The 15,511-nt window shown below is 29.8% G+C and carries 13 protein-coding genes and 1 other RNA gene; 12 read left to right on the top strand and 2 right to left on the bottom strand.

Going from position 1 to position 15,511, the window contains the following annotated elements:
- Window positions 1–104 precede the first annotated feature (104 nt).
- The 11 genes from BUE84_RS20460 (at window position 105) to BUE84_RS20410 (ending at window position 13,159) form a co-directional block, all read left to right on the top strand.
- Entirely contained in the window at window positions 105–1,523 is a 1,419-nt protein-coding gene (locus tag BUE84_RS20460) for a hypothetical protein (protein ID WP_079243281.1), read from the top strand.
- A gap of 62 nt (window positions 1,524–1,585) precedes the next feature.
- The gene (locus BUE84_RS20455) at window positions 1,586–4,795 is read left to right on the top strand and encodes a hypothetical protein (protein ID WP_079243280.1); all 3,210 of its coding nucleotides are present in this window, start codon (window positions 1,586–1,588) and stop codon (window positions 4,793–4,795) included.
- A gap of 303 nt (window positions 4,796–5,098) precedes the next feature.
- Window positions 5,099–5,449 carry a hypothetical protein gene (locus tag BUE84_RS20450; protein ID WP_079243279.1) on the top strand — a complete coding sequence of 117 codons (351 nt, stop codon included), beginning with the start codon at window positions 5,099–5,101 and terminating at the stop codon, window positions 5,447–5,449.
- A gap of 17 nt (window positions 5,450–5,466) precedes the next feature.
- Window positions 5,467–6,306, top strand: coding sequence for a hypothetical protein (locus BUE84_RS20445; RefSeq protein ID WP_079243278.1), 840 nt, complete (start codon window positions 5,467–5,469; stop codon window positions 6,304–6,306).
- Entirely contained in the window at window positions 6,303–6,524 is a 222-nt protein-coding gene (locus BUE84_RS20440; RefSeq protein ID WP_079243277.1) for a hypothetical protein, read from the top strand. The genes BUE84_RS20445 and BUE84_RS20440 overlap by 4 nt, the downstream gene beginning before the upstream one ends.
- A gap of 129 nt (window positions 6,525–6,653) precedes the next feature.
- Complete coding sequence (locus BUE84_RS20435; protein ID WP_145953313.1) at window positions 6,654–8,123, top strand: hypothetical protein; 1,470 nt, start codon at window positions 6,654–6,656, stop codon at window positions 8,121–8,123.
- A 38-nt stretch (window positions 8,124–8,161) separates the two neighbouring features.
- Window positions 8,162–9,343 (top strand): hypothetical protein, encoded by a 1,182-nt coding sequence (locus tag BUE84_RS24645; RefSeq protein ID WP_185117000.1) that lies wholly within the window; start codon window positions 8,162–8,164, stop codon window positions 9,341–9,343.
- A complete protein-coding gene (locus tag BUE84_RS20425) occupies window positions 9,330–9,626 on the top strand; it encodes a hypothetical protein (RefSeq protein WP_079243275.1) in 297 nt (98 codons plus the stop codon). Before BUE84_RS24645 ends, BUE84_RS20425 begins: the two co-directional genes overlap by 14 nt.
- Before the next feature lie 5 nt (window positions 9,627–9,631).
- A complete protein-coding gene (locus BUE84_RS20420; RefSeq protein WP_079243274.1) occupies window positions 9,632–10,690 on the top strand; it encodes a hypothetical protein in 1,059 nt (352 codons plus the stop codon).
- Between the two features lie 58 nt (window positions 10,691–10,748).
- Window positions 10,749–12,170 carry a hypothetical protein gene (locus BUE84_RS20415; RefSeq protein WP_079243273.1) on the top strand — a complete coding sequence of 474 codons (1,422 nt, stop codon included), beginning with the start codon at window positions 10,749–10,751 and terminating at the stop codon, window positions 12,168–12,170.
- A gap of 74 nt (window positions 12,171–12,244) precedes the next feature.
- A complete protein-coding gene (locus tag BUE84_RS20410; RefSeq protein ID WP_079243272.1) occupies window positions 12,245–13,159 on the top strand; it encodes a helix-turn-helix domain-containing protein in 915 nt (304 codons plus the stop codon).
- Between the two features lie 41 nt (window positions 13,160–13,200).
- On the opposite strand, the gene BUE84_RS20405 is transcribed toward BUE84_RS20410, so the two are convergent.
- Window positions 13,201–13,443: a hypothetical protein gene (locus BUE84_RS20405; protein ID WP_079243271.1), complete on the bottom strand. Its 243-nt coding sequence runs from the start codon at window positions 13,441–13,443 to the stop codon at window positions 13,201–13,203.
- A 686-nt stretch (window positions 13,444–14,129) separates the two neighbouring features.
- On the opposite strand from BUE84_RS20405, the gene BUE84_RS20400 reads away from it, so the two are divergent.
- On the top strand, window positions 14,130–14,660 hold the full coding sequence (locus BUE84_RS20400) for an antirestriction protein ArdA (protein WP_079243270.1): 531 nt from the start codon (window positions 14,130–14,132) through the stop codon (window positions 14,658–14,660).
- Window positions 14,661–14,842: 182 nt separating this feature from the next.
- On the opposite strand, the gene ssrA is transcribed toward BUE84_RS20400, so the two are convergent.
- Window positions 14,843–15,244, bottom strand: a transfer-messenger RNA (tmRNA) gene (ssrA, locus tag BUE84_RS20395).
- Between the last annotated feature and the right edge of the window lie 267 nt (window positions 15,245–15,511).

Genomic DNA, 15,511 nt, shown 5'->3' with positions numbered 1-15,511 from the left:
CAAAAATCAACTAAAATTTTAAAACAATACGAACCTCAAAAAATATAGCTAACAAGCTGTATGGACTATCGCTATGTCCTTATTTTAAACGAATCTGTAAAACAATGAATGAACATTATATATTAGTCCCAAAAAATCTAAATTTAGATCAAAGACTTGCCAAGTTTCCACCTTCTTTTAAATTTAATAAAGAATACATCTATTATTTTATTTCAAAACTTATTGAAGATATTACCTATCAAAATATGGATGAACCCTATGATAGAAGCCCTGAAAATAATAAAAATGATATGGATTCTATGATAAAACATTATGCACCTATGTGTGCTGCTATTAATCAAAGTTTTTTTAGAGCTTCAAAATTACATCTGGATTATTTATATCTTAATTTACCTAATGAAGGCAGATTCCTTTGGAGAAATAATTATAAAGAAGGTAGCTGTTTCTCTTATAGGCTCCCTGAATACTATTGGGGGGGTGGTGAGCTGGAATTGATACCACTTTCAGGACAGTCATTTATTAATAAAATAAAGAAGTATGATAAACCAACTGTTAAAAACATTATCAAAAAAAAGTTTAATTTCACCATTGGCTATTTTGATATTAAAAGATTTGCATTAGACGAAAAATCAGCTTTAAAAGATCTTTATGTAGAGTATCAAAAAACAGGGAACTATCAAAAATATCTTTTAAATGCAGTTCGGGTAATGAATTTAAAAAATGGGTATTACACATTTCACCATAATCCTGAAACTGATGGAAGATTGCACACCGCCTTAACGCAGTTTCCTAAAATATGTAGAAAGCACCTAAAATATGATAATGAAAGGCTCTCTGAAATCGATCTGTCTTCTTCAGTACCATTTATACTATCATATATATTGTATAACTACAATACCCCACAGCCTACAGATCTTACCTCTAAGATTAACAGTAAAGATCTCTTATATCATTATATATTAGTAAAAAGCTGTGTAAAGCCTTCTGATAAGGAGATACAGCATTTCAAGGATTTGATATTAAATAATAAGCTGTACAATTATTTTATGAATGATTTTATAATGCTTCCACACTTTGAAGAAAACTTTCAAAGACAATTTAACAGACCCTTTGACGGTGATATGGACGATTTAAGAAAATATAGTAAAAAAAGATTTTTATCTATGTTATTTGCCAAATCTACAAGCTACAAAAATGAACAAACTGTCTTTAAAAGGTATTTCCCTACCATAAATAATTTACTTTTAAAATATAAACGAAAGAAATTCAGAGATTTCAAAAAGTCTGACTGGCATAAAAAACTCTCTTACCTAACCTTTCAATTAGAATCTTATTTTATGGTAAATATTATTGCAAGAGAAATCAATAATATTTTCAAAAGAAGAATCCCCCTATTTACTCTACATGACTGTATTATAGTGAAAGAACAACACTTGGATATTGTTTGCAAAATGATTGGAGATATTTTTATTCGTGAGATTGGGTATGCTCCGAATTTGACTAAAAAAGTGTGGGATAAATAAATTTTTTCCATTAGTAATAATTTGTAATTTGCAATAGTTACAATTTTTTGCAATCATATAAAATGAATAAATTTCCAACTCCTTCACAATATTATCGAAAAAGAAGACCAGAGTATTTTTCAGACTCTAAAATTCAATCTAAAGTAATCTTACCCAGAGAACAATTAGCCTATGAAATAAGCCAAATTTCTATAAATCAAAAACACGATAGTTTTGAAACTCTTTGTAGGAGATTAGCGGAAAAGTTGATAACGCCCAATTTAATTCCCCAAGTTGGACCAACAGGTGGAGGGGATGGAAAAACAGATTCTGAAACCTATCCTGTGTCAAATTTTATTTCAGATAGATGGTTTATTAGTGACAATAAGTGGAATGAAAATGAGAATTGGGCATTTGCAATGAGTGCTAAGACAGATTGGAAGCCCAAAGTTAAGTCTGACGTAAAAAGTATTATAGGTACAAATAGAGGGTATACCAAAATATATTTCTTTTCGAACCAAAAAATATCTAGCAAGAATAAAAAAGAAACACAAGATCAAATAAAAAAAGATTATAATATTGAATTAACTATACTTGATGCAGAATGGATAATTGAAAAAGTTTATTCTAATTATTTGCTAAATGATGTTATAGAATGTCTGAATTTATCTACAGTTTATTTAGAGGAAAAGGTAATTGGAGCCAATGATGCAGAAAGAATTGAAGAGCTATCTGACTTAGAGAAAAATATTAATAAGACTGATAGATACTTTGAAGTAGATTTCCAGTTAGTTGAAGACTGCCTAGAGAGTGCAACTTTGTCGAGAATGTTAGAGTTACCCAAAGCCGAAGTGTTGGGTAAATTTGAAAGAGCAATGAAATTTGCCAATAAACTGGATAATCCGCAACAAATAATTAGAATACATTATCAAAAGGCTTGGACACTTATTAATTGGTATGATGATTATTTGGATTTTTTTAAAGAATTTTCTCAATTCAGATTACTTGTTCATAAAGAACCTAATATTGATAATATTGAACTTTATTTGAATTTATATAATATTCTTAAAACAATCTCCAATTTAGAAGAGGTAAAAGAGATTATTGAAATTGATTTTTTTTCTATTGAAAAAATGTTTTTAGAAATGTTAGAAGAATGTAGTGTGAATGAAAATAAACCATCATCTGCATTACTTTCTAAATTCTACATATGTTTCATAAATATTTCAAATAATATTGTTCAACAAAATGATGTTTCTAATGATTTAATAAAATTAAAAGAGTATTTTGAAAAAAGTAGAAATCACCTGGATGTACCATTTGATCAATTGAAAACAATCATTGATATATATAGCGAAGTTCTTCCAGCAAATAAAGAATTTGACGATTTAACAGATGTAATTGCAGAAATAGAAGCTTCAAGAGTTTCAGAAAAAGTTGCAGGTAAAAGATACTTGAATAGAGGAATAGTAAAACTTGAAAATAATCTTAATAAAGACAGTTTAATCTTTTTTGGTAAAGCTGTCAGAAAACTTGCAAAGGAAGAAACACAAAACGAATTTTATTTATGTTTGTTATTTTTAAGCAATGCATATTCAAATTTGGGTCTATATTGGGCTGCTAATAATTCTTTAATTTCAGCTATTAATTTATATGCTAATAATTGGTATACAACGGGAACTATCCATCCACGATTTCTAAGAGGTGTTGAACAGCTTTTAAGAAATGAAATTATTATTGGAAGGTTGCCTGTAATATTATGTTGGTATGAATTATTTAGCGTATTAAAAAAATATTTTCAAAATGAAAATGATGATGAAATTGAAGAAATGCCAACTGAAAACTTAATTGATGGTTGTCTTTCTACACGACTTTCAAATATTTCTTTTGAACAATTTAATTCATTACAATTTTTGCCAGACATATTAAATGAAAGTGAATTATGGTTAAGTAGTGACACTACTTTATATTTATTAGGAAATGAGGATTTGATTGAACTTGATTCATCACAAACATCCCTGACTAAAGATAGGCTTTCGGAGTTTTATAATAAAGTAGCTAATCAACCTTTTAAAGAACAAATTGCATATGAAACCAATTTTTTAGATAAAGAAGAAGTTGTATTATCTGCCAAAATTTTAGGTGCAAAAATAAATATAATTGCATCTGATGACTATTCACTTCTAATATTAAGTGAAACTATATTAGCTTATTTGGAATCTTTTTTGGCAACTAGTTTTGATGGAATATTTCCTTTAGCAGAAAAGATATATATAAATATTTATTACGATGAAATTGATAGAGATTTTAAAATTAATTCTGAAGTTAAAGATACCATCAAAGTATCTATAAAAAAGAGGGATAGTTTAGATAAAAAAAGTATTCATAAATTATTAGAAGAGCTAGTAATTCAAGTAATTGGAAATAATTATGTTTTTAAAGACTATAAAACATTCTTTGAAAATTTATACAAAAATGATGAAGTGCAAGAAAGATTAGCATTAATCTTAGAGCATCGAAATTTCTTAACTAATATTCTAACTTCAAAACCGAAATACTTTTTTAGAGATTGGAAAAATAATTCACAAGAATACATATTAAAAAGAAAATCCAACCCAATTCAAATTGTAAGATCAGAAACCACAATTGAAAAAGAAGAAGAAAAAAAGCCTAACATAGATAAAATTACTCATCAAAATATAAAAGCAGAAACAGTTATCGATTCGCATTTGTGGGATAAAGCCGAATGGAGGGCTTTTGGAAGTTTTGCAATGTCAACTATTCCTTTTGGGATTATACTGTCTTTCGAAAATGCAGAAGCAGCAAAAAAAATATTTGAAAATTGGATAAAAGAATATGGAAGAAGTGATATAAATAATGTAATATCTATAACCATAATTAAGGGTATAAATAAAGAAAACCCTTATTGGTATAAGGTATTAATCAGTAAAAAAATTGATAAAAAAGAGTTTAAAGATGGGGAGTTTATTTTTCAGTCTTCAAAATTCCATAAAATGACACCTGATAATAGCGATAATATTGATAAGTTGATTACAGGTTATGAAAGATTTAAAAAATACCTTCTTGTCCCAGCTCATGTTGATAATGATCTTAACATGACACCTTTCCCAGAATTAGGTATTTTAAAGACGGAACTTAATATTATTAATGCATGGGAAATTGGGGTTAATGATTTTGAAAGGGCTGCAATTATGAGTGATGATAATCCTATTATACCTAATGATATAATTGATGTACCTATTTTGGAAGTTTTAAAACAAAAAAAAGAATAATGAATAGTTTATTTTAGGAACAATTTTTGCTTATTAAGCACAGATTACAAAAATTAATATCTTTGTAATTCAAATTTTATCGAAAAAATAAAGCGTTAGCTATTATTTGAGTGTCTCAAAATCGCCAAATTTAAGAAACACACCTCAAAAGAATAATAGGTTAATGCTCACGTTACGGCGTGGGCTAAACTTATTGAGGTGGGGCGTTTGGCGATGCCTGAGACTTATAAGGCTTAGTTCCACGCTTTCTGTTTTTAACTAACCTTTCACTTTGGGACTGGGTGAATTTAAAGTATTTCACGTATGAAAAAACTATTATTCACAATTGGTTTAATCTTACCAACACTATTTTTTGCACAACAAACAGAACAAAACAGTAAATGTGATCTGCCTAAAGACTATCAGGAACCAAAACCAGACAAAAAAATTCAGTCTTGGTTAAAGCGAGGTGATGCCACTATTGAAGATTTGAGAAAACATATTGCTGTAGAAAATGATTGTAACGAGAAGGATGTAATCTTTTTAAGAATATCAGAACAAAAGGGAAATGGGATGTATTTGGTTTGTGTTGCAGGAAAGCCAATGAAGTACAAAAGAATGGGGACGGTTTTTATGGGAGCTTCTGAAAATCCCTTTGATACAGCTTCAAAATAACCCATAAACCCATCTGTATGAAAAAGAATTTAACTTTTTTAATACTATTAGGAAGTATTCTTATATTCAACGCACAATCAGGGACAGTTACATTAGATGAACAAATTAAAGCTGATGGCTACAATCCCAATGCTTATCAATATACACCCCCACCCGAAGTCCCTAAACAACAGGATCAAAGTTTTTACCCTGATTGGACAAAAAAGATTAAAGAACCTTCTATATCAGAGGATATTAGACCTGAAATAAAAGAAACTGTCAAACAGGTGAAAAAAATCCCAATAGAAAAAGAACCCGACAAAGTTCAAGAGGTCATTGATGAAATGTTTCCGAATAAAATTCCTATTGCTTATGAAGCCCCTGCCTCCCAAACTGTAAAGCCAATAGAACAAAAGCCTAATGTTTCAGTATATCAAAATTCAAAAAATCAGAACAGTTTTGATATCGACAGGTTAATAAATATTTTGACAATGCTGTTTCTAATGCTCGGTGTGATATTGTTTTTTATATGGCTTACTTCAAAGAATAAAGCTAAAGTAAAATTTAATACTCCAGTCGCTCCAGAAACAAAAGAAAATCAACTTTCGTACAGTCAAAGGGAGGAATTGTTGAAAGAAACCCTAATCGAATCAGCAAAACAAACGCTTGTTTCAGATTTAAGAGAAATGGAAATAAGAGGGATTCTGGAAGACCGAGGCATAACAATACAAACTCTTTTGAGAACGTACCAGGAAATTTCATTAGATCAGTCAAACGAATATTCTAAATCAGCCAACCTACCGAAAATTGAGGTAGAAAAAATTATCAAAAATGTTTATCAAATATTAAAAGTTCAATATTTTAAATCCACAACATGAAAAATCACAAAATCCATTTAAAACAAAATGACAGTCTTTTCCCTACGGATAAAGAAATTCGGATAGCACTCCGAAAGTTAGGATTAAAAGACGTTGCATTTTCTATACTAAAGACAGTCGAGTTTGCTGAACTGTCTGAAAGAAACCTAAAAACTGTCATTACGAGCAAACCTCAAAGTCCCTTAGAGGAATTATTAAAAACCCAACTTTTAAAATAAAACACGTCAAGTTTTGACGTGATGCTGAAATATATTTGTCAAAAACTTATACAGAATGTTATTTTCATCACTTGTAGAAAAAATGTAAATTGCAGGAAACACAAAACACACAAAATATTAATATTCAAGATGAGAAAAATATATATTTTTCCCTTATTACTTACAGGTATAATAAGTTTTGGCCAAATTCCGAACTTTCCTACTCCACAAGCAAGTGGGTTGGGTAATTATTCCGCTAATAACTATGGCAATCCAACAAATAGCAGAAGTTTCCAAAGAAATTATGCTTCCTCCATGCCGAGTGCATATCAAAAATCCTCAAATACAACTCAACAACATAATGTTTATGAATCACAGGTGAGATCACAAAATGATGCTGTAATGCGAGGTATAGGGCAAGATATGGCAGAGGTTCAGGAAATGCAATTCCGGCAGTGGGTAGACAATGGTAGAAATATGTCTTACGAACTTCCTACACTATCAGGAAAAACAGGAACAAAAGCCTATTACGATGCTTTTGACAAGCTCACAACAATAGATTCTGAAAATTACTCTCTAGCAGATGTCAATTTCACCGTAGAAAATGCTTTTTATGACAACAAGCAGGATGTAAACAAATTCAAAGCAGGAATACAAAGAACAGCAAAACAACTGTTGCAGAAAATGAAGGAAAGGAAACAAGATACGGAAAGCAATGTTTCTAAAAACCTGATGCTATTCGAGTATTTTTCTAAGGATATAAAATTGAACGGAACAACTCATAAAGCCTTTGAATACGATTTTAAGGACTATATGGGACAAAAAGACTATTCCAAAATGTTTGTTTCTAAACTTCTTAAAACGGGTTCAGGACAATGCCATTCAATGCCTCTGTATTATCTGATGTTAGCAGAAGCAATGAATACAGAATCTTATTTATCATTAGCTCCCAATCACTCTTATATTCGATTTGTGGATGATGAAGGAACCATGAGAAATATGGAACTTACTAATGGAATGTTTCCTACTGATAATGCATTTTTGGAATCAGGGTATATCAAATCAGAAGCCTTACAAAATAAAATCTATTTGGAAAACCTTACCAAAAAGGAGCTGTTAGGAATGGCTTATTTTGATTTGGCGAGGGGATATGTAAGTAAGTTTGGATATGATGAATTTGTAAACAAAGTTATCGACAAAGCATTGGAACTTTACCCTAACGGAATAGCACCGAATATGGAGAAAGCAAATGTAAGTCAGGTAAGATTTACCAATGTGATGAAAAAACTGGGGATTAATCCCGAAGACAAAAGAGATTTACAGAGAATCGGTTATTTTCCAAAGGCTGTTGAACAATTAAATCAAATCAACGAGCAGTTTAATACTATTGATAATTTAGGATATGCCGAAATGCCTGCATCTGCTTATGAATCATGGCTCGGAAGCCTGAAAACCGAAAAGAATAAGCAGGAAAGCGAAGCATTGACAGAAAGAATGCGCTCATTCCAGCTTCAAAAACAAAAAGAAAGACAGGAACAAGAAGCTGTTAAAAAAGCACAGGAAAAGAAAAAGCAGGAACAAAAACCGAGATATATTCCAATTGATCCGAATAAACTATAAAAAATTAATAATTTTAACAATCATAAAACCAAATGACTATGAAAAGAATATTATTGATTGCTTTTGCAGTAATAACAGGCTTTACACAGGCTCAAATCAAGAAAAAAACCCAAACCACACAGAAGTCTAAGACAGAAAAAAAATGGATAAATCCTGTCAAGCTGACAAAAGAAGAAAGAAACCGTCCCTATATGGATGAAGTGTTAAAAACTAAAGATTCATTGACACCACAGGAAGCAGAAAGACGAAGAAAGAATATTGCTATTGGAAACCCTTTTGCTAAATATGGTGTTTATCCAAAGATTACAACTCTCAGCAAAGGTAAGTATTTGGAATTTCACGATACGGATAGTATTGTAGTAATAGGTTCTGTACGATATAACACAAAAAGAGGGAATATAATTGAAGTAAGGGAAATCGATTTATCCGATCCTGATGCACAGCCTATTGGTGACACTCATGGGCGTTGGATGTCTCCTGATCCATTGAGCGAGGAACATCCTGACTGGACACCTTATAGGTATGGTTTCAACAATCCTGTTAGATTTGCAGATCCTACTGGTATGCTAGAAGATGATTATGTCTTTAATGAAGAAGGAAAATTTGTAAGAGTAGATGAAAATGATAAACCAGATCAATTAGTAATAGAAAATTCCAAAACGAAACAACAAACCGTTTACCAATTTAATGATCCTAAAACAGATGTGGCAGCTATCAAATATAATATGAATAAACTTGGGGATGATTTTAAAAATCATCAATTTGTATTTTCAATAACTAATGATTGGATGTCTTTCTTTGAGGGTGATTCAGATATTTATAAAAGAGGAGCTGTCGGCAGATATGTTTTTGCTACTTGGGAATCAACATTAGGAGGTAAAATGGATCCCTCAATGTATAATTTATCTGATTTTCTTTTGCAACAAGGTGAAGGTACTACATGGAATCCTGAAACTGAAATTTTAAAAGATAAAGGACCGTTATACATCTTTCAAGGTGACGGTTATCAAGCGTATAACCACATGGATGCAGGGAATTTTATATGGGGAAATCATATGAGAGGTATTGGCTTTAATTTAATGGATACAGTTAATGGTGCTAAAAGATTTAATAAAAATGATACTAAAGCTGATATAAGGTCAATAACAAATGGACATTCATTAAGCAGATATAGAAATTTATTTCCACGACAAACACCAATTAAAAATGCTACTGAATAAGAAAATCAAACGAATAATTATAATAATCTGTTCCATTTTATTAATAGCCTATGCTATATATTGGGGATTTATTTACTGGAATTTTTATTTATTCAAGGAAAAGAACCAAGTAAATACATGGAATAGGCGAGTTGAAGAATACAATAAAAAACACGAAAAAGACAAAGTTAAGGTTGAATCTTGGAGTAATGACAAGGATAGGTCTAAAAACAATAATCTTAAATTAAACTCCCAAAAAGAAAAATCTAAAACCGATACTATTAATTCTAAGAAAGAAAACTAAAACTGATGAAAAGATTTTTTTTAATTTTGACTTTACTGTTCTTCGGATTTGTAAAGAGCCAAAATAATCATTTTTATTCTGACGCCTATCAAACTATTGACAATATGCTGAATGATAAACAGTCATATAGCTTTAAAGAGGCTGTTATCAGTGTTGAAAATGCATATTACCAAGGAAAATTAGATTCAGAGGACTTAAATAGAAAAATTGGTTTTCTAGCAAACTTTTGCAAAAAACTTATTGTCAATAGAAAATTAAATTACAACGAAAAGGATACAGAAAAGGTAAGTAAATATGCCGCTGTTTATACGGTAATGTGCCAGTCTACTCCTGTTATTTTTGGAAAAGATACATTAAAGCTCAAACCATTCACTTATGATTTTGAAGATGTGTTTGGACACAAAGAACTATCAAATCTTTTTGTATCAAAATTGTTAGATACTCAAAAAGGGAACTGTAACTCGATGCCATATCTTTATAAGATTTTAGCAGAAGAATTGGGAGTTGATGCCAATTTAGCCCTTGCTCCAAACCATGTTTATATCAAACATAATATAAAATCTATTGGTTGGTACAATACAGAGCTTACAAGCGGTATTTTTCCAATTGATGCATGGTTGTCTGCTTCTGGCTTCATTCATTTGGATGCCATTAAAAATGGTGTGTTTATGAAAGCCTTGAATAACAAAGAAAGCCTTGCACTACTACTGGCGGATTTAGGCAATGCATACAATAGAAGTTACCCAGGGAATGACGGAAGTTTTGCTTTAAAATGTGCTGAAAGAGCAATACAAATTTATCCTTATTTGCCAAATGCTTTGTTGTTACAAGCTGAAACTCATACAAAGCAATTCCAAAAACTCATGAAAGAGCAGAATACAAAAGATATTCAGGCTACATTATCAAGTCCAAAGGCTAAAGAATTGTTTGATACAATGAATAAAGAATACACCTATATTCACAAAATAGGGTATCGCAGTATGCCAGAAGAAATGTATTTAGATTGGTTGGTGTCTCTGAAAACTGAACGATCAAAATATGAGGATACAAGATTGTCTAAATAATATTTTTAAGCCCTGTCAATAAACACATATATCTAAATAACAGAAATGTAATACAAAAATGAGAATTTATCTAGATAAACAAATTTTCAGTCATTTATTCAAAGGAGAAAAAGTACCATATATTAATTTGTTACAAAAAATAGTAAGCTCAAAAAGCAATCATATTTATTGTTATTCTCATGCTCATTTACAGGATTTAAAAAATGACAAAACTGACATAAAATATGAAGAACTTGAGTTCATGGAAAAGATTGTTGATGATAACTATCTTCAGTATGATTCTTCTAGTAAAGATGCATTCTGTTATCTTGCTAAACCAATAACTGCATTTACGGAGATTGAAAATACTAAAGAAGAAATTATAGATTTTACAACTATTTTTGATGATATTGATTACAGTCTTTTAAGTAAGGATCAAATTGAGCAGTTTGAAACAACAAAGAATTTTTTGCAAAATTTCAAATTTGATTTCAATTTTATGAAACTTGATGAAGTATCTGAGGAATTATCAGAACCCTTAAAAAAAATAGTCCCTTTTAATTCAGAGCCGATGAATGTTTTTGAAATGGCTCAAAAATTTTTAGAAACACATAAATTAATGGAAGAAGATAAAAGTGTATACAAGGGATTAAGAAATATAACTGATAAATATATCAATAATGGAAAATTCACATTAGATTATAATAGCTTAGATTTTAATGATGACATGAAAAATTCCGTTTTGAAGAAGAGTTTTGTTGAATTTGTAAATAATAATTTAAATCCGAATGGAGATAAAGAAGTTTCCAGATATGATTTTTTTAATAATGCATACTTTTCTCTAGATATACTTGGTATTAGCAAAGAGCCCTCCAAATCAGTAAAATATAGAAATGTCCTCAACGATGGCTTACATAGTTTTTATGGCGCATACTGTGATTATGTTGTTTCAGACGATAATGGCTTTTTAAAGAAAACCAAAGCTCTTTATAAATTATTGGGAATCGATACCGCTGTATTGCATATTGATGAATTTATTAGTTCATTCTCATTTGTAATTGACAGTTCAGAAAAAAGTTATTTTAATTTTATTTCTCTCTTGACTAATGATTTAGAAAATGCAATTATAACCAATACAAAAAAATCACTTAAATATAATCGTGTTACCATAGAAATAAAACCCAATCATATTTATCTGGGGTATTTTAATAAAATAGACCAAATGCTTGAAGATAATATTACTTATATTTATTTATACAAACAAAGGTCAAATTACTCTTTTTTTAATTTTTATAGGGAAACTGAGATAATTGTAAATAATTGCTATAAAATTTTCGGTGTAGATGATAATGGAAATGGAGAATTTAACTGGGATATTGAAAGAAAAGAACTTAAAAGATTGGAGTGGAATGGTAGATTCTGGAACAAAGGTCAATTTACATTACTTTTAGATATTAACGAAGGAACTGAAAAAATAGGTTTATTACTCACAAAAATGTAATTCATATTATTAAATATTTTGAGGAATTTATAATAGTTGTTATTTATAAAATTTAATATTAGTATTGTAAAATTATGTGGACATTAGATAAGCTGAATACTTTTATAAAAGAAGGAGTTGAAGAAAATTTACATCTTGACTACAAAGCTTCTGGCTCAATTTCAAAAAAGAATGATAAAAAAAATGAAATCTCTAAAGATGTAAGTGCTTTTGCAAATTCCGATGGAGGAGTAATAATTTATGGTATAAAAGAATTTGATGATCTTAATAAAAAACACCTCCCTGAAAGAATCGATCCAATTAATGGCAATGAATATACAAAAGAATGGTTAGAGCAAATTATTAATAGTACTATTTCACCTAAGATTCACAATGTTGTTATAACCCCTATTCAAGTAGAAGAAAAAGATAAAAATAAACTCGTTTATGTAGTTGAAATTCCCAAAGGTAATACAGCACATCAAATGAGTGATAAAAGATATTACAGAAGATACAATTTTCAATCTATTGCAATGGATGATTGGGAGATAAAAGATATTATTAACCGAACATCTAGAACGCAGGTTAATTTAGTATTTAAAGCTAATACTCCAAAGAAACTCTTGTTAAAAATGTTAACGCAAAAAATTGTAGTAGGAATTTATGTTGAAAATACAGGGAACAAAATAATACAATATCTTGATTGTTTCGTGAGTGGTAAAAAGGAATCATCAAAATTTATTATAAAACCCAAAACGCCAAATGATAAGGATTTTCAAATACCTTTTTCTAATGTTATAGAAAGAGAAATAGCACTTGGAGCAGAAACCTTTACAGTTAATACTGAAAGAATACCCATACTACCAAAAACTTATAGAAGAATTGGAGAGATTGAGCTAAAAGAGGAATTTATTAGTGAAAATCTAACATTGACCTTTCAAATTTCTACTGAAGATAATGTAGAATTCTTCGAGTATACTGGAATGGAAATAATAAATAATCTCGTTTAATAAAGTTTTATTCTGAATCAATTAAATCAAATAGTAGAGCCTCAATTAAGAGGCTTTTCTAATTTGTCTAAAACATTATCAAAACGATCATCAAAATATGAAATTACTTTCCCATCTTTAATCATTTTGATTTCATCGTGTGAAACATGGATTTCTATATCATGTATCTCAAATATGAAATAATTACCAGCATTTCTATGTGACCACTTAATGTTTCTTCCCTCAATCATGGATGCAACTAAATCTAACTTAGATTTTCTAGCTTTGTTTCTTTTTATTGACATATTATATTTTTTTTATTGGAAACAAATATATGATGCAACCTAATCTTCTTGCGGTTTGCTAAAATATTGCTTAAACAATTATTTTAAATAGATTTTTTAAGATGAATTGATCAGTTAAAATTATATTCTATTTTTATTTGGGTGAAAAAATACAATGGTGAATCCCTGCCTACAAAAATACCCCCATCAAAGCTCACTCAAAAAATCAAATAATCCTTTATAGTAGAATTTATAAAAATTTAATACCAGTAAAATATTTTGAGTGAATAGATTATACCTTCTATGTCAATACCCCCGTCACCAAGTCAAAGAAATTTTATCTCCCCCTACCAACTATCAGACCTTTTTTCAACAGTAAGTTTTGTTTTATTTGGTTTTTGTGGATCTGTTTTTATTTTCCACTTACATTTTCTAATAGTTATAGTCTTTAAGATATATTTTTATTGATATTTTTTTGACAGTTTTTGTTAGTGGCGGTCTTAGTTTAAAAATATTTTAAAAACTTTAATTTTAAAGTTAAAATCTCTGTCAATTGGCATGAATGTTGACTTTATTAATATATCTAAGAACTATTTCAAGTTCTTTTTTCTATATAGATTCTCACAATAATATATAAAAAATGCCTAAAGTGCTACGAACACGATAGGCAACATCAATAAATTTTAATTACACTAAAAATTATCGACATGACAAATTTACAAAATTGTCTTGATACTGCTAGTATCTACGTAGGAACCTACAAAAAGTATAATGAAAGCTCATTATTTGGGAGATGGCTCAATCTTTCGGATTATTCAGATTATGACGAACTATTAGAAGCAATGAAAGAACTTCACCAAGACGAGCACGACCCAGAGTTCATGCTCCAAGATTATGAAAACTGTTCTTTATTTGAAAAGTTAGGATTAATCGAAGAAAGTTATTTATCTAATGAGATATTTGAAATAGCAGAGCAAATAAACTATTCTGGCTATGATCTTGAAATTTTCGAGGCTTACCTTGATTGTATTGGAAAAATGGATTTTCAAAGCATTTATAACGGTGTGATAAACTATTATATGGGTGAGTTCTCAGACGATGAAACATTTGCTCAATATATCTTAGAAGAAAATATTCCTGAAAGCCTACCAAATTATATTTATATTGATTGGGAAGCTACAGCAAAAAGTTTGATGTATGATTATTTTGAAAGTAACGGACATTATTTTAAATCGTAGTATATTTGTAGTGTTATACAATAGCCCTTTGTATGTTTTAAAATTCAAATAGGTTTTATTAAATTCAAACAGATTTAAAAAGTACATTTAAAAAATTCGGGTACAACTTTGGGTACAAAAACAAAAAAGAGAAAATGTAATTATTTAAAATTCAATAATTTACAAATTCTCTTTAGTTTTAAAAGTGGAGTTGGAGGGATTCGAACCCTCGTCCAAACAAGCAATACATAAGCTTTCTACATGCTTATTCTACCATTGATTTTCGACTGGAAGCAGAGGATAGACACCCAACTACCAGCTTATCTTCTGAATTTTTCGAGCTTTAGTCAAAGCTTCTAAAGCCTTATTTCCGCATTCCTATATCCCAGGATCAAACGCCGCAGAACAGAGCATTTGTGGAATATCTTGCTTCCCTACTGAAATCTTCGGGAAAACGCTTGATCTACTATACTTCGATATTAAGCTGCAAGAGCGAACTCTTCGTTGCCAGTTAAAATTTTGTAGCAAGGGATTATAGAGATCGCGCTACGGTTCTCTGCATGCTTACTTACCCATTGGTCTTGCTGTCGAAACCAGTCAACCCCATGAATAAAGTGAATGCAAAGATAATGCTTTTTGTTTACATTTCATTAATGTAGATGTTTTTAATAGAAATTAGGAAAGAAAATGAGTAACCTGAAGCTATTAAGAATTGAATATCTAGTTATTGTGGATAAAATATTATTGTTTGTCAACCGCCTTTAATACGAGGTTTTTAAACAGTCTTAAGCTGGAGTAGTGATTGTTTGTTGCAATATATTTTGTGTTCTCATAAAAATTGTCTAGTTTTGCAATCCAAAATGAGATGTAAA

The sequence above is a fragment of the Chryseobacterium indologenes genome (assembly GCF_002025665.1).
Classification (GTDB): domain Bacteria; phylum Bacteroidota; class Bacteroidia; order Flavobacteriales; family Weeksellaceae; genus Chryseobacterium; species Chryseobacterium metallicongregator.
The sequence above is the reverse complement of the archived record's forward strand: the minus strand, read 5'-3'. Positions and strand labels throughout refer to the sequence as shown.